Consider the following 17,764-nt stretch of genomic DNA (forward strand, 5'->3'; position numbering starts at 1 on the left):
AGTGACGGTCGAGGTTTCCAACGAGTCGGGTGTCGACGTATCCGAGGACGAGCTGATCAGCGTCGCGCGGTTCGTCATCTCCAAGATGGACGTCAACCCCGCCGCTGAACTCTCGATGGTGCTGGTCGACCAGTCGGCCATGGCCGACCTGCACATGCGCTGGATGGATCTGCCGGGCCCCACCGACGTGATGAGCTTCCCGATGGACGAGCTCGAGCCCGGCGGCCGTCCGGATGCGCCCGAGCCGGGGCCCTCGATGCTCGGGGACATCGTGCTGTGCCCCGAATTCGCCGCGAATCAGGCTGAGGCCGCAGGACATTCGCTGGGCCATGAGCTGGCCCTGCTGACCGTGCACGGTGTGCTGCACCTGCTGGGCTACGACCATGCCGAGCCCGACGAAGAAAAAGAGATGTTCGACCTGCAGCGCCAGCTGCTCGAAGAGTGGGTCGCCGACCAGGTGCACTCGTACCACAAGGATCGGCAGACCGAGAAAGACCGCCGGCTGCTCGACAAGTCGCGGTACTTCGACGAACCGTGACCGGGTTGACGCCGTTGATCGGCGCCATAGTGCTCGTCGTGATCGGCGGGCTGTTCGCGGCGATCGATGCCGCCATCAACACTGTCTCCCTCGCCCGCGTCGACGAGCTGATCCGGGATGAGCGGCCCGGTGCGGTGCGGCTGGCGAAGATCGTCCGGAACCGGCCGCAGTACGTCAATCTCGTTGTGCTGCTGCGGGTTGTCTGCGAGGCATCGGCGACCGTCATGCTCGTCGACTACCTCGATGAACAGCTGAGCCGGGGCTGGGCACTGGTGTCCGCGGCGGCCATCATGGTCGTCGTCAGCTTCGTCGCCATCGGCGTCGGCCCCCGCACCGTCGGGCGGCAGAACGCCTATTCCATCTCGCTGCTGTCGGCACTTCCGCTGCAGGTGATCGCCGCGCTGCTGACCCCGATCAGCCGGCTGCTGGTGCTCATCGGAAACGCCCTGACGCCGGGACGGGGCTTCCGCAACGGACCCTTCGCCTCGGAAATCGAGTTGCTCGAGGTCGTCGACCTCGCCCAGCAGCGCGGTGTCGTGGCCGCCGAAGAGCGGCGAATGATCAAGTCCGTCTTCGAACTCGGCGACACCCCGGCCCGCGAGGTCATGGTGCCCCGCACCGAGATGGTGTGGATCGAGAGCGACAAGTCGGCCGGGCAGGCGACCTCACTGGCCGTGCGCAGCGGACACTCCCGGCTCCCGGTGATCGGGGAGAACGTCGACGACGTCGTCGGCGTCGTCTACCTCAAAGACCTTGTGGAACAGACATACAACTCCACCAACGGCGGTCGCGAGACCAAGGTGGCCGCGGTGATGCGTCCCGCGGTGTTCATGCCGGACTCCAAACCACTCGACGCCCTGCTCAACGAGATGCAGCGCACCCACAATCACATGGCGTTGCTGGTCGACGAATACGGCGCGATCGCCGGCCTGGTATCGATCGAGGACGTGCTGGAGGAGATCGTCGGTGAGATCGCCGACGAATACGACACCGACGAAGTGCTGCCGGTGGAAGAACTGGGCGACGACCGGTTTCGGGTGTCGGCCCGGCTGCCGCTGGAGGACCTGGCCGAGCTGTGTGGCTTCGAGGTCGACGGCGACCTGGACGTGGACACCGTCGGTGGGCTCCTGGCGCACGAACTGGGGCGCGTGCCGCTGCCGGGCGCCGAGGTCCGGGTGGCGTTCCCGTCGCTTCGGTCGCAGCACCCGGCGACTCTCCAGTTACGGGCCGAGGGCGGGCGGGACCACCGCGGCCGGGTCCGGATCGGCACCGTGCTGGTGATACCCGTCGAGCCAGAACGTGCTGAGGATGTTGAAGAAGGAGAACCCGATGAGTGACGAATTCCGTTCCGGCTTCGTCTGTTTGGTCGGCCGGCCGAACACCGGCAAGTCGACGCTGACCAATGCGCTCGTCGGCACCAAGGTCGCGATCACGTCGAATCGGCCGCAGACCACGCGGCACACCATCCGCGGCATCGTGCACCGCGAGGACTTCCAGATCATCCTGGTGGACACGCCCGGACTGCACCGGCCGCGCACGCTGCTCGGCCAGCGGCTCAACGAACTGGTCAAGGACACCTACTCCGAGGTCGACATCATCTGCCTGTGCATCCCGGCGGACGAGGCCATCGGGCCCGGCGACCGCTGGATCTACCAGCAGATCCGTACGGTTGCACCGAGAACCACGCTGCTGGTGGTCGTCACCAAGACCGACAAGGTGCCGCGCGACAAGGTGGCCGCGCAGCTGATGGCGGTCAGCGAGCTCACCGAGGGCAAGTCCGAGATCGTGCCGGTGTCCGCGGTGGCGGGTGAACAGGTCGACGTCCTGATCGATGTGCTGGCCGGCAAGCTGCCGCCGGGGCCGGCGTTCTACCCGGACGGCGAACTCACCGACGAACCCGAGGAAGTGCTCATCGCCGAGCTCATCCGCGAAGCCGCGCTGGAGGGTGTCCGCGACGAGCTGCCGCACTCACTGGCGGTGGTCATCGAGGAGTTCACCGAGCGGGAAGGCCGTACCCCCGAGCAGGGCGAGATGTGCGACATCCACGCCATCATCTACGTCGAGCGCGACAGCCAGAAGGGCATCGTGATCGGCAAGGGCGGCTCCCGGTTGCGTGAGGTCGGGACGGCGGCACGGACGCAGATCGAGAAGCTGCTCGGCACGAAGGTGTATCTGAACCTGCGCGTGAAGATCGCCAAGAACTGGCAGCGTGACCCGAAACAGCTTGGCAAGCTAGGTTTTTAGCCGGCCCACCAGTTCTCGGGCTGCTTGGTGGCCCAGCCGCTGATGGCTTCCAGGCTGGCGGCCAGGGAGATCAGGAGAGGCTCGCTGCCCTCCGGCCCCATGAGCTGCACGCCGATGGGCAGCCCGTCGGCGGTGAAGCCGGCGGGGATGTTGATCGACGGCCAGCCGAGCGCGTTCCAGGGCCAGCACACCGGGCAGGCCGCGATGATGGCGCGGTCGGTTGCGGTGCTGCCGAGCCGGTCGAAGGCATCGATCAGGGGAGGTGGCTGCGCGGTGGTCGGCGCCAGCACCACGTCGTGCAGGTTGAATATCCAGCCGATCCGCCGCTGATGGGCGGCTTCACGCCGCCGGGCCTCGCGCAGCGCGTGCTCCGACAGCAGCCACCCAGTCCGGATGTTGGCGCGGGTGCGACGGTCGAGGCTGACGCCCGGTCCTACCCGGTCACGCCACTCGGCCAGTCCCGTCGTGGAGCGCGCCAAGAAGTCCATCGACAGATGCAGCCCGTACTCGGGGTCGTCCGGCCGGACCGTGTGTCCGAGCTCTTCCAGTTGTCCCGCAACGGTGTTCAGCGCCGCCCGGATCTCCGGATGCAACCGGGCCGGGAACAAGGTGAACGGGAACTTGGTCGACAACGCGACACGCAGGGGGCCGGGGGCGTGCCCGACGGCCTCGGCCGCCGCGATGGGTTCCGGCCTGTGGAGATCACCGTCGGCGTTGCCGGACGCCGCGTCGAGAACCAGGGCCGCGTCGGCGACGGTGCGGGCCAGCACCCCGTTGACCGTGATGCCGTTGAAGGCCTCGGGCAGCGGCCAGGTGGAGATGCGTCCGCGCTGCGGTTTGATGCCGACCAGATGCGTCCATGCGGCGGGGATGCGGACGCTGCCCGCACCGTCGGATCCGATTGCGGCGGTGACCAATCCGGCCGCGACGGCCGCGGCGCTCCCGCCTGACGAGCCGCCCGGCGTGTGCGCGCGCGACCAGGGATTGCGGGTGTGGCCGAAGCCGGGGCCGCTGGTGAACGGCCACTGGCCGAGTTCGCAGGTGTTGGTCTTGCCGACGATCACCGCGCCGGCGGCCTTCAGTCGGCGCACCACCTCGGCGTCCGCGGTGGCCGGGGGCACGTCGCCGTCGGTGCCGAACCGGGTGGGTACGCCCGCGACGTCGACGTCGTCCTTGATCGCGATGGGTACACCCAGGAGCGGAAGATGTTGTCCGGCAGCGCGTTTGCGGTCGGCTTCGGCGGCGTCGGCCAGCGCCTGCTCGGTGAAGACCACCCGGAACGCATTGAGCTCGAGTTGACTGGCCGCGATGGCGTCGAGCGACTGTCGCACGATCTGCTGTGACGTCACCGCGCCGCTCGCGAGTCGGTACAACTGCTGGGTCAGTGTCGGGAATCGGGGCGGAGCGGACGGTCTCGGAATGCTGGCCATGGCGATTCCGAGGATAGTGGTGACCATTCGCCCGGCGCTGCCTAACGGAAGTTGTCGGTCCGCGATGGGAGAATCGCCCGATGCGGTTGTACCGGGATCGAGCGGTCGTGCTGCGCCAGCACAAGCTCGGCGAGGCCGACCGGATCGTCACGCTGCTCACCCGCGACCACGGGCTGGTCCGCGCGGTGGCCAAGGGCGTGCGGCGGACCCGCAGCAAGTTCGGCTCGCGGCTGGAGCCGTTCGCCCACATCGATGTGCAGCTGCATCCCGGCCGCAACCTCGACATCGTCACCCAGGTGGTGTCGCTCGACGCGTTCGCCGCCGACATCGTCAACGATTACGGCCGCTACACCTGTGGCTGCGCCATCCTGGAGACCGCCGAGCGGCTCGCCGGTGAGGAACGCAACCCGATGCCGGCGCTGCAGCGGCTCACCGTCGGCGCGCTGCGGGCCGTCGCGGACGGCAGCCGGTCCCGTGAACTGGTGCTCGACGCCTATCTGCTGCGGGCCATGGGCATCGCCGGCTGGGCGCCGGCCATCACCGAGTGTGCGCGCTGCGCCGCACCCGGTCCGCATCGGGCGTTCCACGTCGCGGCCGGCGGCAGCGTGTGCGTGCACTGCCGGCCGTCGGGGTCGGTCACCCCGCCGCAGGGTGTGCTGGATCTGATGGCCGCGCTGCACGACGGCGACTGGGAGTTTGCGAACGGCTCGCCGGCGGGGCATCGCAGCCAGGCCAGCGGGCTGGTGGCCGCGCACCTGCAGTGGCATCTGGAGCGCAAGCTGCGGACATTGCCGCTCGTGGAGCGTGCGTACCGTCCCGATACCGCACTCATTGAGCAGCGCGTAACCACGTTCAGGCAGGATATGGCCCATGGCACTCAACCGGGCGCGCAAGACCAGCTATCCGCAGCTGCCGCAGGCGCCTGACGACTATCCGGTTTTCCCGGACGTTTCGACCTGGCCGGTGGTTTTTCCGGAGCTCCCCCCGAACTCCAACGGCCGTTTCGCGCGGCCGCCCCAGCACCCGTCCAAGGCCGTGGCACCGCAGATTCCCGCCGACCAGGTACCGAACCACGTCGCCGTCGTCATGGACGGCAACGGTCGGTGGGCCACCCAGCGTGGACTCGGGCGTACAGAAGGCCACAAGATGGGCGAGGCGGTGTTGATCGACATCACCTGCGGAGCCATCGAACTGGGTATCAAGCACCTGTCGGTGTACGCGTTCTCCACCGAGAACTGGAAGCGCAGCACCGAAGAGGTGCGGTTCCTGATGGGCTTCAACCGTGAGGTGGTGCGCCGGCGCCGGGAGAATCTCAACGCGATGGGTGTCAACATGCGCTGGGTCGGGTCGCGGCCGCGCATGTGGAGCAGCGTCATCAAGGAGTTCGACATCGCTGAGCAGATGACGGTCGGCAACGACGTCATCACCGTCAACTACTGCGTGAACTACGGCGGGCGCACCGAGATCGTCGAAGCCGCGCGGGAACTCGCCGAGCAGGCTGCCGCGGGCAAGATCAACCCGAGCCGCATCTCGGAGGCGTCGGTGGCCAAGCACCTGCACCGCCCGGACATTCCCGATGTGGACCTGTTCATCCGCACCTCGGGCGAGCAGCGCGCGAGCAACTTCATGCTGTGGCAGGCGGCGTACGCCGAGTACGTCTTCCAGGACAAACTGTGGCCGGACTACGACCGCCGCGACCTGTGGGCCGCGTGCGAGGAGTACGTCAACCGCAACCGAAGGTTCGGGAGGGCCTGATGTCGGACTTGTTGCAGCGGTTGGCAGCCGTGCTCGCCGATTCCCTGACCATCGTCGAAGAGAACGACGGCGCGCTCACCGTCGCACATGACGGGACCGTGGCGTCACTGCGCGTGGTGAACATCGGCGAGGGACTCGACCTGATCTCGCTCACCCAGCCGCTGGCGTGGGATATCAAGCTGGACAACAAGGTTCGTGACCGCGTGGCCGATCACGCGGGCCGCACCATGCTCGGCTCGGTGGTGATGGTGGAGCGAGCCGGCGATCCCAAGAGCAACGGTGCCAAGAAGGTCGGCGACGTGATGCTGCGCTACAACTTCCCGGCCGCCGGGCTCACCGACGACGCCTTGTCCACCCTGGTCATGCTGGTGCTGTCCACCGGTGTCGACGTGCGGGCCGACCTGACGTCGTGAAGTCGAAGTGACCGTCATCCGGATCGTCGCCGCGGTGGTGGCCGACGAGCGTGGGCACCTGCTGCTGGTCCGCAAGCGCGGGACGACAGCGTTCATGCAGCCCGGCGGCAAGCTGGAACCGGGGGAGTCGCCGGCTGACGCGCTGGCCCGCGAGATCCGGGAGGAACTCGGGGTCGGAATCACCGACGTGCGGGAGTTGGGGCACCACACCGCGATTGCGGCCAACGAACCCGGGTACACGGTTGACGCCGAGCTGTTCTTCGTGCGGCTCGACGGCACGCCGCAGATCGCCGCCGAGATCGAAGAGATGGCCTGGATCGATCCGCACGCACCCGGCGACATCGAGTTGGCGCCGTTGACGGCGGAGGCGGTGCTGGATTGGGCGCGGAGCCGGCCGGCTCTCGAGCCCTGAACTCAGGTGCCGGTGCAGGCCGCGCACACCCCGAAAATCTCGATGGTGTGGCTGACATCGGAAAAGCCATGGGCGGCAGCGGTTTCGGTGGCCCAGGCCTCGACCTCGGTACCGGCCACCTCGACCGTCGCGCCGCACTGCCGGCACACGAGGTGATGGTGATGGTGGGCCTGCGAGCAGCGCCGGTAGAGGGCCTCCCCGCTGTCGTTGCGCAGGCTGTCGACCTGTCCGGCGGCGGCCATCGACTGCAGGGTGCGGTAGACGGTCGTCAGGCCGATGCCCTCGCCGCGGCGGCGCAGCTCGTCGTGCAGTTCCTGTGCGGACCGGAACTCTTCGACGTTGGTGAGCAGCGCCGCGATCGCGGTGCGCTGTTTGGTGGAACGGGTGGGGGCGCTCACGACCGTTCCTCCTCGACGTGGGCGATGGCGTCGACCACGATGTGCGCGAGGTGATGGTCGACCAGGCGGTACATCACCTCGCGGCCGGCGCGTTCACCGGCCACGACCCCGGCTGACTTGAGGATGCGCAGGTGCTGGCTGACCAGCGGCTGCGGGACACCCAGGGCGTCGACGAGTTCGTGGACGCAGCGCTGGGACTCCCGCAGCTGCATCACGATGGCGATGCGGATGGGGGCGGCGAGGGCGCGCAGCAGGTCGCCGGCGGCGTCGAGCGTCTCCCGCGGCGGGGACGACGGAAACGGCGCACCGCTGTGCTGGTGGTCGAGCTCGTCATGCGTAGTGGTGGGTGGCACCCCGGCAACTCCCGGCTATTGGAAATAGTTTTCATTTAGCTTTCCATGCGCGGATACGCATGTCAAAGGTGGGTGCGACATTGGCCGGTGAGTGGGGCCTTTAGGCTGGACGGGTTGCATCCCACCTGACACAGGAGTCCTCGAACATCGTGGCGTCCATCATCGACACCGTTGCCAACCTGGCCAAACGCCGGGGCCTCGTCTTCCAGTCGGGAGAAATCTACGGCGGTACCAAGTCGGCGTGGGACTACGGGCCACTGGGCGTCGAGCTCAAGGAGAACATCAAGCGCCAGTGGTGGAAGTCCGTCGTCACCTCGCGCGACGACGTCGTCGGCCTCGACAGCGCGATCATCCTGCCGCGCCAGGTGTGGGTGGCCTCGGGCCACGTCGCGGTGTTCAACGACCCGCTGGTCGAGTGCCTGAACTGCCACAAGCGGCACCGCCAGGACCACATGCAGGAGGCCTACGCCCTCAAGAAGGGGCTGGATGACCCCGATGCCGTGCCGATGGACGAGATCGTCTGCCCGGACTGTGGCACCAAGGGCCAGTGGACCGAGCCGCGCGACTTCAACATGATGCTCAAGACCTACCTCGGCCCCATCGAGTCCGAGGAGGGCATGCACTACCTGCGTCCGGAGACCGCGCAGGGCATCTTCGTCAACTTCGCCAACGTCGTCACCACCGCGCGCAAGAAGCCGCCGTTCGGCATCGGCCAGATCGGCAAGAGCTTCCGCAACGAGATCACGCCGGGCAACTTCATCTTCCGCACCCGCGAGTTCGAGCAGATGGAGATGGAGTTCTTCGTCGAGCCCTCGACCGCGCCGGAATGGCACAAGTACTGGATCGAGACGCGCTTCCAGTGGTACGTCGACCTGGGTATCAACCCGGAGAACCTGCGGCTGTACGAGCACCCGTTGGAGAAGCTGTCGCACTACAGCGCCGGCACCACCGACATCGAGTACAAGTTCGGCTTCGCCGGCAACCCCTGGGGTGAGTTGGAAGGTATCGCCAACCGCACCAACTTCGACCTCAGCACCCACGGTGAGCACTCGGGCGTCGACCTGTCGTTCTACGACCAGGGCACCGACACCCGCTACGTGCCGTACGTCATCGAGCCCGCTGCCGGCCTGACGCGCTCGCTGATGGCATTCCTCGTCGACTCGTACCGCGAGGACGAGGCTCCCAACGCCAAGGGCGGCGTCGACAAGCGCACGGTGCTGGGGCTCGATCCGCGCCTGGCGCCGGTCAAGGCCGCGGTGCTGCCGCTGTCGCGCAACGCCGACCTGTCGCCGAAGGCCCGCGACCTGGCCGCCGAGCTGCGCAAGAACTGGAACGTCGAGTTCGACGACGCCGGCGCCATCGGCCGCCGCTACCGGCGCCAGGACGAGATCGGCACGCCGTACTGCATCACGGTCGACTTCGACTCGCTCGAGGACCACGCCGTGACCATCCGCGAGCGGGACGCCATGACCCAGGAGCGCGTCGCCATCGACGCCGTCAGTGACTACCTCGCGGTGCGCCTCAAGGGTTGCTGAGCTCTTGGCGGCGCAGGCCTGAAACTGCCCCTTTCCCTTGGGAGAGGGGCAGTTCTGCGTTTACCGCGAGCGGGCTCGTGCGGGAGAAATTGCCGACGGGGACCTGCCCGGGGCTCGAATAGGCTTGTGAGCCAAAGGGGCAAGGGACGCCGGAGGGGGCGACAGTGACGATTCTCGGCGCATTTCTTTCGACGTGGGACGACGCGCGTGCGACGTTCGGGTCCGGCACGCCGGTCGGCGGTGCCGACTTCGACATGAGCGCCCAGTTCCGGGAACTGCGGCGGACGGTCCTGTCGGTGGCGCCCGGAGGGGAGTGGACGGGCACCGCTGCCGAGGCGTACGACGGCCGAAATCGCAAGCATGCCGGGACCATCGGCAAGCTCGCCGAACTCGACCGGCGCCTCGGCGCCGAGATCGATCGGTCCGCGGCCGTGGTGACGGCGGGCCGCCGCGATCTCGACTCCGTCAGGCAGTGGGTGATCGATGCGGCCGCCAGTGCGCCGTCCACCGAAGCGGGGGAGGATGCGCTGCTTCCCGTGGTGGCCAAGGGCACTGCCGACATCACCGAAATCCTCAGCCGCTCGAATGCGGACCTGCACACCATCGCCGCGCGGATCCGCGAGATCGGCACAGGCTATGACGAACTCGCCGGGCGCGGTGCGCAGCGATGAGGTGGTGCCGCTGCGCGTTGGCCGGCGTCCTGCTGTTGTGCGCGTTGTCCGCATGCGCGACCGCGGTGGACCGGGAGCAGAAGGCGCCGGTTTCCGCGGAGACGGCGGCGGCGTTCGGTGACCTGACACTGCCGTCGGGCGCCCAGGTGCTCGCCACCGTCACCGATGCGGGCCGCGACACCCGGTATCGCGTGGCACTGCGGCTGACCGACGGTCAGCTGCGCGAGTTCCTGGGCCAGTTCCCGGCGGTGCCGCGACCGTCTGACATTCCGAAGACGATGACGGGGCTCGCCGGCCCGGCCTTGTCCGGTGCACCCGAACCGCTGTTACTGCAGGACAAGGTCATCACCGAGGACCACAAAGTGGTGAATCGCGAAGTCGTCGTCGACGAACGCGGGCCCGACGAGGTGTACGTCCACCTCGCGTTGTACACGACCTAGCCCAGCCCGGGTGCTGAGCGGCTCGTCAGCACCCGTCGCCGATCCCGTTGCGCTTTCGGTATAGCGTGGCGGCCATGACGCGAGTTTCGGTGATCACCGGTGGTGCCGGCGGGATGGGCCTGGCGACGGCCAAGATCATCGGGCGGGACCACATGGTGGTGCTGGCCGACGTCCGGCAGGACCGGCTCGACAGCGCCGCGGCCGAATTGGCCGAGCTCGGCATCGCCGCGATCGTCGTCAACGCCGATGTCACCGATCGCGCCGCGGTGGCCCAGTTGTTCGCTACCGCAACAGGTCTGGGCCCACTCGCGTCGGTGATCCACGCGGCCGGCGTCAGTCCGAGTATGGGGACGGCGGATTACGTGGCGCGCACCAATGCGGTCGGCACCGTGTACGTCAACGAGGCCTTCCACTTCGTTGCGGACGACGGTGCGGCGATCGTCAACGTGGCGTCGATGGCGGCGCACCTGCTGCCCGACGAAATCATCCCGACGGCGAAGTTCCCACTGGCGCTCACCGACGAGGCGGCGTTCCTGGCCGAGATCGCGGCGGCCTGTGCGTTCGCGCCCGAGGAACTGCGCTCGGGCATGGCCTATGGGGTGAGCAAGAACTTCGTGAAGTGGTACAGCTGTTCGCAGGCCGAGCGCTTCAACGTCAAAGGGCTGCGCATCGTCTCGGTGTCACCGGGCTCGGTCGACACCGAGATGGGCCTGCTCGAGGCCGACGCCGGTGCCGGCGCGATGGTCATGAACGCCGCGGTGCCGCGTTGGGGCAAGGCCGAGGAGATGGCGGAGCTGTTCGCGTTCTGTGCCAGTGACAAGGCCGGGTACCTCACGGGCACCGACATCCTGAACGACGGTGGCGTGGTCGCCTCGATGCGCGAGCGTGCGCGCCTGGCGGCCGTCCAGGACTAGAACCGGCCGCCACCGCCGGAGAATCCGCCGCCGGAGCCGCCGAAACTCGTTGAGCTCCAACCACCCCCGTGGCTGCCGCCGCCGCGGATCATGCCCGACAAGATGCCGCCGACGATGATGCCACCGATGTCGCCGGCGGTACTCGTACCGCTGCCGGCGTAGGCCTGGCGTGCGGCACGGACGTCGTCGTCGGCCAGGTTCTGGGCCTGGGACGCCAGAGCGTCTGCGGCGTTGGCCTGGTCGATGGCCGCCGGCAGGTCGGTGGCTTGCGCGGCCTGTGCGGCTTCGATGCGGCGCTGCGCCTCGGCCAGCCGGGTGCGGGCTTCGGGGCCGACGCTGCCGCGGCGGGTGTCGATGAAATCCGAGACGCCACGCACCCGGGACTGCGCCGCCAGCAGCGCCTGACCGTACGACTGCCGGAGCCGGTTCAGCGCAGCGGTTTCCTCCGAGATGGCCGCGAGGAGCTTGTCCAGCTGCGAATCGGCGGCGGTCAACTGGGTGAAGGCGCTGAGCGGGTCGGCCGTGCCCGATGCCGTGGCGTTCGAAACGGCTTGTACCGCAGCGGTACGCGCGGCCGTCAGCTCGGCGTAGTGCGCCCCGGGCGGTACTGCCTCCGCTGCCGTGATGCCGTTCTGGATGTCGGTGATCGCGGCGGGCAGGGCGCCGATCGCGTGGGCGATATCGGTCGCGGCACTGTCGACCGAATCGAGCAGGCGTTGTGCCTGACCCAGCGCCGATTCGGCGGCGCGGATGGCGTTGACCAGCGCGGCCTGACTGTCGCCCGCCTTGCTGACCAACCCCCGCGCGGCGGTGATGTTCTGGTCGGCGAACGTCAGCCGCTCTTTGGCGCTGTTCACGTTGCCGGCCACCGATGCCAGTGCGGCAGCGGCGAATTGGCCGTGCAGCCCGGCGAGCGTCTGCTGGGCCGGCTCGACGCGGGCCGTCAGGGCCACCATCTGCTGTGTCAGGGCATCCAGCCGGGCCGGCGCGTTGATCACGAGGTCGCGCAGTTGATGGAATGCGGTGCGCCGGTCCTCCAGTTCCTTGTCGGCGCGGGCCGCCGCGAGCACCACCTGTGTCAGCATGTCCCGGCGTTGTTGCGGGGTCTCGGGCACCGCGTCGTCGAGCCGCTGGCGCACGCTGAATGCCTGTGCCATGGCGGCTTTCGCGTTCTGCACGGCGGCGGTGAACGGCGCGGTGTCGCGCTCGCCGAACTCGCCGACGGCCAGCGCCAGCTCGTTGTCGCTGGTGCGCACCGCGTTGTCGACCTCGACGAGGATCGACTTGGACAGGTCCTCCAATGTTCCCGGCGACATCTTCGCGAGGACGGCGGGATCGGTGGCATCAGCCTGCTGTGCGGCGTTGAGATCGGCCTGCCGCCGCTGCCGGCGGCGCCGGCGGGCCCACCAGATGAGGCCGGCGAGCAAGACAGCGATCACCGCGAGCGCGATCACCAGTCCGACCCAGTTGAAGGAGCCGCCGGACGGCGCGCGTGCCCGCAACCCGTCGGCGGCGACGATCGCCGCGTCGGCCCAATCGCCGCCGTGCAGAGCCGGTTCGATCGCGTTCCGGCGTAGCGAATTCACCACGGAGGCATTGGCCGCCCCCGATCCGGCCAGAAACGCGTACGCCCGGTCCTCCGTGGCCACCGCGAGCAGTGCGTCGTTCGACCCCAGGCTGCTGGCGCGCAGGGTGGCTTGTGCCCAGGGCTCGGGTTCTTGTCCGAAGGTGTCCACGTACACCACCCACAGCCGCACGTGCCGATCCGCATAGAGCTTGTCGATGGCCTGGGTGACGTGATTCATGTCCTGGCCGCTGAGAGCATGTGCCGAATCGACGATCTGGCCGGGTAGGCGGAAAGGAGGCCGGCCCGCCGCCGTCGGCGCGAGGAGCAACCCCGCCGACAACACCGCGACGATCAGACTGAGAAGGCGAGCCAGGCGCATGCGGTCAATCTAGTTAAGGTGGCCCCACCTTGAGGGTGTCTGGCCATTGGGCGCGCCCGGGCTGGCAGACTTCGGCCGTGGGCATTGCAAGCGACGGATACAGCGACTTCGACCGGCAGCGGCTGGTCGGGGAGGGCACGAAGAGCGCCACGCTGCCCGGAACCGATGCCGGACACCGCACGGATTTCGCGCGTGACCGGGCCCGTGTGCTGCACAGCGCCGCGCTCCGCCGGCTCGCCGACAAGACCCAGGTGGTCGGACCCCGTCAGGGCGAGACGCCACGTACCCGGCTCACCCACTCGCTCGAAGTGGCCCAGATCGGCCGTCACATGGCCGTCGGGCTGGGCTGTGATCCCGACCTGGTCGACCTCGCCGGTCTGGCCCACGACATCGGCCACCCGCCCTACGGCCACAACGGCGAACGCGCGCTCGACGAGATCGCCAAGCCGTTCGGCGGGTTCGAGGGCAACGCCCAGAACTTCCGCATCCTGACCCGGCTCGAGCCGAAAGCGCTTGACGCTGAGGGCCGTTCGGCCGGGCTGAACCTGACGCGGGCCGCGCTGGATGCCGTGATCAAGTACCCGTGGTTCCGCGAGGACCGTGTGAAGTTCGGCTTCTACGACGACGACGCGGCCGCCGCTGCCTGGGTGCGCGAGGGTGCGCCCGCCGAGCGGCTGTGCCTGGAGGCCCAGGTCATGGACTGGGCCGACGACGTCGCGTACTCCGTGCACGACGTCGAGGACGGCATCATCTCCGGCCGCATCGACCTGCGCGTCCTCGCCGACGCGGACGCGGCAGACACCCTGGCCCAGCTGGGCGCCCGGTCACATCCGACCGTCACGCACGATGACATGCTGGCGGCCGCCGCCCGGTTGTCGCAGCTGCCCGTGGTCACCGCCGTCGGCAAGTACGACGGTTCGGTCGCGACGTCGGTGGCGCTCAAGCGGCTCACCAGTGAGTTGGTCGGCCGGTTCGCCAATGCCGCCGTCACCGAGACCAAGAAGCAGGCGGGCCGCGCGACGATGCGCCGTTTCGAAGCCGAGCTCGCGGTGCCGGCCCTGGTCCGGGCCGAGGTGGCGGTGCTCAAGATGCTGGCCCTGCAGTTCATCATGTCCGACCACCAGCACCTGCAGATTCAGGCCGATCAGCGCACCATGGTCCGCGAGGTCGCGCTGTCGCTGTGGGGGCAGGCCCCGGCGAGTCTCGACCCGCAGTTCGCCGCCGAGTTCGCGCTCGCCGACGACGACGGTGCCCGCCTGCGGGTGGTCGTCGATCAGATCGCGTCGTACACCGAGACCCGGCTGGAACGGGTCCACGAGGCGCGCTCGCCGCGGCCGCTGGACTGAATCCAGCGCCGCCTACACTGGGCGCGTGGCCGGCCGGATTCCTGATCGCGATATCGCGGCCATTCGTGAACGCAGCCGCATCGAGGACATCGTCGGCGAGCATGTGCAACTGCGGCGCGCGGGTGCCGACTCGCTCAAAGGCCTGTGCCCGTTCCACGATGAGAAGTCGCCGTCGTTCCACGTGCGGCCCAACCACGGGCTGTTCCACTGCTTCGGCTGTGCCGAGGGTGGTGACGTCTACGCGTTCGTGCAGAAGATCGAGCACGTCACCTTCGTCGAAGCCGTCGAACTGCTCGCCGACCGGCTGAACTACACGATCAGCTACGAGGGGTCGTCGACCACCAATGTGCAGCGCGACAAGGGCAGCCGCAGCCGGCTGCTCGCCGCCAACACCGCCGCGCAGGAGTTCTACGCCGAGGCGCTGCAGTCGGCAGAAGCCGCAGCCGCCCGCCAGTACCTGATCGACCGGAACTTCGATGCCGACGCGGCCAAGCGCTTCGGCTGTGGATTCGCCCCGTCGGGCTGGGACACCCTGACAAAACACCTGCTGCGCAAGGGATTCACCTTCAAGGAGCTGGAGGCCGCCGGGCTGTCCCGGGAGGGCCGCCGCGGTCCGATGGACCGGTTCCACCGCCGGCTGCTCTGGCCCATTCGGGGTGCGACGGGTGAGGTGATCGGGTTCGGTGCCCGCCGCCTGTTCGACGACGACCACATGGAAGCCAAGTACGTCAACACACCGGAAACGGTGTTGTACAAGAAATCCCACGTGCTGTTCGGTCTCGACCTGGCCAAGCGTGACATCGCCAAGGGCCATCAGGCCGTCGTCGTCGAGGGCTACACCGACGTCATGGCCATGCACCTGGCCGGGGTGACCACCGCGGTCGCATCCTGCGGTACGGCCTTCGGCGACGAGCACCTGTCGATGCTGCGGCGACTGATGATGGACGACAACTTCTTTCGCGGCGAGCTCATCTACGTTTTCGACGGCGATGCCGCCGGACGGGCCGCCGCCGTGAAAGCCTTTGAGGGCGAACAGAATCTGACCGGCCAGTCGTTCGTGGCGGTGGCCTCCGACGGCATGGACCCGTGCGATCTGCGGCTCAAGGCCGGCGACGGCGCGCTGCGGGATCTGGTGGCACGCCGAACGCCGTTGTTCGAGTTCGTGATTCGCACCGCGCTGGAAGAGTATGACCTGGACAGCGCCGAGGGCCGCGTCGCGGCGCTGCGGCGGTGCGTGCCGTTGACGGCCCGGATCAAAGACCCCACCCTGCGCGACGAGTACGCCCGTCAGCTCGCCGGCTGGGTGGGTTGGGACGATGTGGCGCAGGTGATCTCGCGGGTGCGCGAGACCGCCAAGTCGGGTCCTGCAACGTCGAAGCGGGATGCCCGGCGTCCGTCGGCGCCGACCGCCCCGGCAGCGGCGGTGGGGCGCCCGAACCCGAAAGACCCGACGCTGTGGCCGCAGCGCGAGGCGCTCAAGTCGGCTCTGCAGTACCCCGCGATGGCCGGCCCGGTGTTCGACGGGCTGCCGGTCGACAGCTTCACCCATCCCGGGTACGCCGTCGTCCGGCAGGCGATCACCACGGCAGGCGGGACGTCGTCCGGTCTGGGCGGTGGGGAATGGATCGAGGCGGTCCGGACGGCTGAACCGGCGGCGGCGAACCTGATCAACGAACTGTCGGTCGAGGCGTTCCAGGCCGAAGACGACAAGCTGCCGCGCTACATCGCGAGTGTGCTGGCCCGCCTGCAGGAGGTCTGGGTCGGCCGCGAGATCGCCGAGTTGAAGTCGAAATTGCAGCGCATGTCGCCGGTCGAACAGAGCGACGAGTACCACGCGTTGTTCGGCGACCTCGTCGCCATGGAACAGTACCGGCGCAGCCTGTTGCAGCAGGCCAGCGGCGACGACCTCAGCTGAGGCTTTTCTCGGCAGTAACGCGGAGAGCCACCCGCCGCGATATGGTGGGGCAGAACCGACCCCAGTGGAGAGGCCCAGCATGACCATCGGAGCAACCCGGCTTTTCGCCGCAGCAGCGCTCGTGGCCACCGCAGTGGCCGCCCCCGTCATCGTGGCGCTGAGCAGCGCTCCGTCGTCGCAGACGACGGCTGACGGCGGCTGCCTGGCCTGGTTCGGCAACAAGGAAGACGGCAATTGCATGGGCCGGTCCAATGGTCAGCCCGTGAACGTGGGCACCCCGTGGGGCGTCTGGGGCCCGCAAGGCGGCATCAGCAGCGGACCGCTGCTGCCGGGCCAGTCCTGGAACCAGCCGCTCGGCTGACGCTTCTCTCGAACCGATAACCGCCCGATCACCGGTCGGGTCAGTCGTGAATCGACTCCGGATGCAGGACCGTGGTCTGCGAGTCGATCGCCGTCAACCGCACCATGTTCGGGTCCGGTGACACTTTGTCGGCCAGCTTGCGCCGGCCCGCATCCAGCATCGCCTTGGTCTTCGGGCTCTCGGTGATGGCGCGGTATGTGCCGGCGATCTGCTCGTAACGGCGACGGCCTGCCTTGGCTCCCAGAACATAGCCAACGGCCATGACGGCGACGGCTCGGATCACTGGACCCCTCCCTGATGACGGTGCTTGGCTCCATCCTGCCTCACGATCGCCGATGCGTCTGGCCCGACCGGCAGCTACCAGCCGATTCAAAGATCCGCGCAGTCATACGCTAGAGTCATGCCTCGGTTCAGGGACACGCGCCCAGGGCCGGAGCACAATCCCCTGTAGCTCAATTGGCAGAGCTCCCGACTGTTAATCGGGCGGTTATTGGTTCGAGTCCAATCGGGGGAGCAACAGTGACCAGCACTCAGGTGCTGGTCATTTTGCATTCCGGGGTGGGTGCGTCGCGCACGGTTCGAGGCCCCTGCGCCGAGCGTGCGGCCTGACGTGATCCTGTCGGCGCGTCGCCTCGAAAAGTCCCTCGCTCGGTACGCGCGCAGCGTTTGGTGCCCGCACTCACGGGTACCCGCTAGGCATGAACGAATCGCGTACCTCGGCCGGCGCCATGGTGCCGGGCCTGGTGACCATCGCCACGAGTTTCGTGGCCCTGGTCGTCGGAGCCGTCGCGATGGTGGCCGGATATCTGACGTTCGGCGCAGTGGCGATGATTGTTTCGCTGGCCGCTGCGACTTTCGGCGCGGTGTGGTTGCTTTCCGGCATCCTGCTCGGCGAGCATCACCAGCATCTGCACGGCCGGCACGTCTAAAGCCGTCGGCATAATCCAAAAGCATTTGAGAAAAAGGCATTTGAGCACCTTTTCAGTGTGACGCTGCCGCGGCACGGCGCCCGAGATCGCCGTCAACACGCCCCCGTGGGCCCGATCGGGTCCGCGGAGCAGTGGGAAACACGAGTAACGGACGAAAGGAGCGA

Annotated in this window: 20 protein-coding genes and 1 tRNA gene; 16 read left to right on the forward strand and 5 right to left on the reverse strand. The window is 68.2% G+C overall.

Features of this window, described 5'->3' with window-relative positions:
• Position 1 precedes the first annotated feature (1 nt).
• Genes ybeY through era form a run of 3 tightly spaced genes read left to right on the forward strand, consistent with a single transcriptional unit; the run spans position 2 to position 2,782 of the window.
• The gene (ybeY, locus tag QRN63_RS18555) at positions 2-538 is read left to right on the forward strand and encodes an rRNA maturation RNase YbeY (protein ID WP_267319200.1); all 537 of its coding nucleotides are present in this window, start codon (positions 2-4) and stop codon (positions 536-538) included.
• A complete protein-coding gene (locus tag QRN63_RS18560) occupies positions 535-1,875 on the forward strand; it encodes a hemolysin family protein (protein WP_285032185.1) in 1,341 nt (446 codons plus the stop codon). The genes ybeY and QRN63_RS18560 overlap by 4 nt, the downstream gene beginning before the upstream one ends.
• Positions 1,868-2,782: a GTPase Era gene (era, locus tag QRN63_RS18565; protein WP_285032186.1), complete on the forward strand. Its 915-nt coding sequence runs from the start codon at positions 1,868-1,870 to the stop codon at positions 2,780-2,782. The genes QRN63_RS18560 and era overlap by 8 nt, the downstream gene beginning before the upstream one ends.
• Here era and QRN63_RS18570 read toward each other — a convergent pair.
• Positions 2,779-4,212, reverse strand: coding sequence for an amidase (locus QRN63_RS18570; protein ID WP_285032187.1), 1,434 nt, complete (start codon positions 4,210-4,212; stop codon positions 2,779-2,781). The two genes, era and QRN63_RS18570, sit on opposite strands and share 4 nt — an antisense overlap.
• Positions 4,213-4,292: 80 nt before the next feature.
• Here QRN63_RS18570 and recO point away from each other — a divergent pair, with 80 nt between their 5' ends.
• Genes recO through QRN63_RS18590 form a run of 4 tightly spaced genes read left to right on the forward strand, consistent with a single transcriptional unit; the run spans position 4,293 to position 6,792 of the window.
• Positions 4,293-5,138 carry a DNA repair protein RecO gene (gene recO, locus QRN63_RS18575; protein ID WP_267319197.1) on the forward strand — a complete coding sequence of 282 codons (846 nt, stop codon included), beginning with the start codon at positions 4,293-4,295 and terminating at the stop codon, positions 5,136-5,138.
• Positions 5,083-5,967 (forward strand): decaprenyl diphosphate synthase, encoded by an 885-nt coding sequence (locus tag QRN63_RS18580; protein ID WP_267319196.1) that lies wholly within the window; start codon positions 5,083-5,085, stop codon positions 5,965-5,967. Before recO ends, QRN63_RS18580 begins: the two co-directional genes overlap by 56 nt.
• Entirely contained in the window at positions 5,967-6,380 is a 414-nt protein-coding gene (locus QRN63_RS18585) for a hypothetical protein (RefSeq protein WP_285032188.1), read from the forward strand. Before QRN63_RS18580 ends, QRN63_RS18585 begins: the two co-directional genes overlap by 1 nt.
• A gap of 7 nt (positions 6,381-6,387) precedes the next feature.
• Positions 6,388-6,792, forward strand: coding sequence for an NUDIX hydrolase (locus tag QRN63_RS18590; RefSeq protein ID WP_285032189.1), 405 nt, complete (start codon positions 6,388-6,390; stop codon positions 6,790-6,792).
• Between the two features lie 2 nt (positions 6,793-6,794).
• Here the strand turns inward: QRN63_RS18590 and QRN63_RS18595 are convergent, their stop codons facing one another.
• The gene (locus QRN63_RS18595) at positions 6,795-7,190 is read right to left on the reverse strand and encodes a Fur family transcriptional regulator (RefSeq protein ID WP_285032190.1); all 396 of its coding nucleotides are present in this window, start codon (positions 7,188-7,190) and stop codon (positions 6,795-6,797) included.
• Positions 7,187-7,543: an ArsR/SmtB family transcription factor gene (locus QRN63_RS18600; protein WP_020102080.1), complete on the reverse strand. Its 357-nt coding sequence runs from the start codon at positions 7,541-7,543 to the stop codon at positions 7,187-7,189. The genes QRN63_RS18595 and QRN63_RS18600 overlap by 4 nt, the downstream gene beginning before the upstream one ends.
• Before the next feature lie 149 nt (positions 7,544-7,692).
• On the opposite strand from QRN63_RS18600, the gene QRN63_RS18605 reads away from it, so the two are divergent.
• The 4 genes from QRN63_RS18605 (at position 7,693) to QRN63_RS18620 (ending at position 11,103) form a co-directional block, all read left to right on the forward strand.
• Positions 7,693-9,078, forward strand: coding sequence for a glycine--tRNA ligase (locus QRN63_RS18605; protein ID WP_285032191.1), 1,386 nt, complete (start codon positions 7,693-7,695; stop codon positions 9,076-9,078).
• A 164-nt stretch (positions 9,079-9,242) separates the two neighbouring features.
• Positions 9,243-9,749 carry an EspA/EspE family type VII secretion system effector gene (locus QRN63_RS18610; protein WP_285032192.1) on the forward strand — a complete coding sequence of 169 codons (507 nt, stop codon included), beginning with the start codon at positions 9,243-9,245 and terminating at the stop codon, positions 9,747-9,749.
• Positions 9,746-10,189: a hypothetical protein gene (locus QRN63_RS18615; protein WP_285032193.1), complete on the forward strand. Its 444-nt coding sequence runs from the start codon at positions 9,746-9,748 to the stop codon at positions 10,187-10,189. The genes QRN63_RS18610 and QRN63_RS18615 overlap by 4 nt, the downstream gene beginning before the upstream one ends.
• Positions 10,190-10,263: 74 nt before the next feature.
• A complete protein-coding gene (locus QRN63_RS18620) occupies positions 10,264-11,103 on the forward strand; it encodes an SDR family oxidoreductase (RefSeq protein ID WP_285032194.1) in 840 nt (279 codons plus the stop codon).
• Here QRN63_RS18620 and QRN63_RS18625 read toward each other — a convergent pair.
• The gene (locus QRN63_RS18625) at positions 11,100-13,049 is read right to left on the reverse strand and encodes a TPM domain-containing protein (protein WP_285032195.1); all 1,950 of its coding nucleotides are present in this window, start codon (positions 13,047-13,049) and stop codon (positions 11,100-11,102) included. The two genes, QRN63_RS18620 and QRN63_RS18625, sit on opposite strands and share 4 nt — an antisense overlap.
• A gap of 77 nt (positions 13,050-13,126) precedes the next feature.
• Here QRN63_RS18625 and QRN63_RS18630 point away from each other — a divergent pair, with 77 nt between their 5' ends.
• The 3 genes from QRN63_RS18630 to QRN63_RS18640 all read left to right on the forward strand — a co-directional run bounded on the left by QRN63_RS18630 (position 13,127) and on the right by QRN63_RS18640 (position 16,671).
• Positions 13,127-14,395 (forward strand): deoxyguanosinetriphosphate triphosphohydrolase, encoded by a 1,269-nt coding sequence (locus QRN63_RS18630; protein ID WP_285032196.1) that lies wholly within the window; start codon positions 13,127-13,129, stop codon positions 14,393-14,395.
• A gap of 25 nt (positions 14,396-14,420) precedes the next feature.
• Positions 14,421-16,310 (forward strand): DNA primase, encoded by a 1,890-nt coding sequence (gene dnaG, locus QRN63_RS18635; RefSeq protein ID WP_285032197.1) that lies wholly within the window; start codon positions 14,421-14,423, stop codon positions 16,308-16,310.
• 79 nt (positions 16,311-16,389) lie between these two features.
• Positions 16,390-16,671 (forward strand): DUF7155 family protein, encoded by a 282-nt coding sequence (locus tag QRN63_RS18640; protein WP_267319185.1) that lies wholly within the window; start codon positions 16,390-16,392, stop codon positions 16,669-16,671.
• 40 nt (positions 16,672-16,711) lie between these two features.
• Here QRN63_RS18640 and QRN63_RS18645 read toward each other — a convergent pair whose 3' ends face one another.
• On the reverse strand, positions 16,712-16,954 hold the full coding sequence (locus tag QRN63_RS18645; RefSeq protein ID WP_267319184.1) for a hypothetical protein: 243 nt from the start codon (positions 16,952-16,954) through the stop codon (positions 16,712-16,714).
• A gap of 158 nt (positions 16,955-17,112) precedes the next feature.
• On the opposite strand from QRN63_RS18645, the gene QRN63_RS18650 reads away from it, so the two are divergent.
• Positions 17,113-17,185, forward strand: a tRNA-Asn gene (locus QRN63_RS18650).
• A gap of 184 nt (positions 17,186-17,369) precedes the next feature.
• On the forward strand, positions 17,370-17,600 hold the full coding sequence (locus tag QRN63_RS18655; protein ID WP_267319183.1) for a hypothetical protein: 231 nt from the start codon (positions 17,370-17,372) through the stop codon (positions 17,598-17,600).
• Positions 17,601-17,764: the final 164 nt, after the last annotated feature.

Source organism: Mycolicibacterium sp. lyk4-40-TYG-92, assembly GCF_030209435.1.
Taxonomy (GTDB): domain Bacteria; phylum Actinomycetota; class Actinomycetes; order Mycobacteriales; family Mycobacteriaceae; genus Mycobacterium.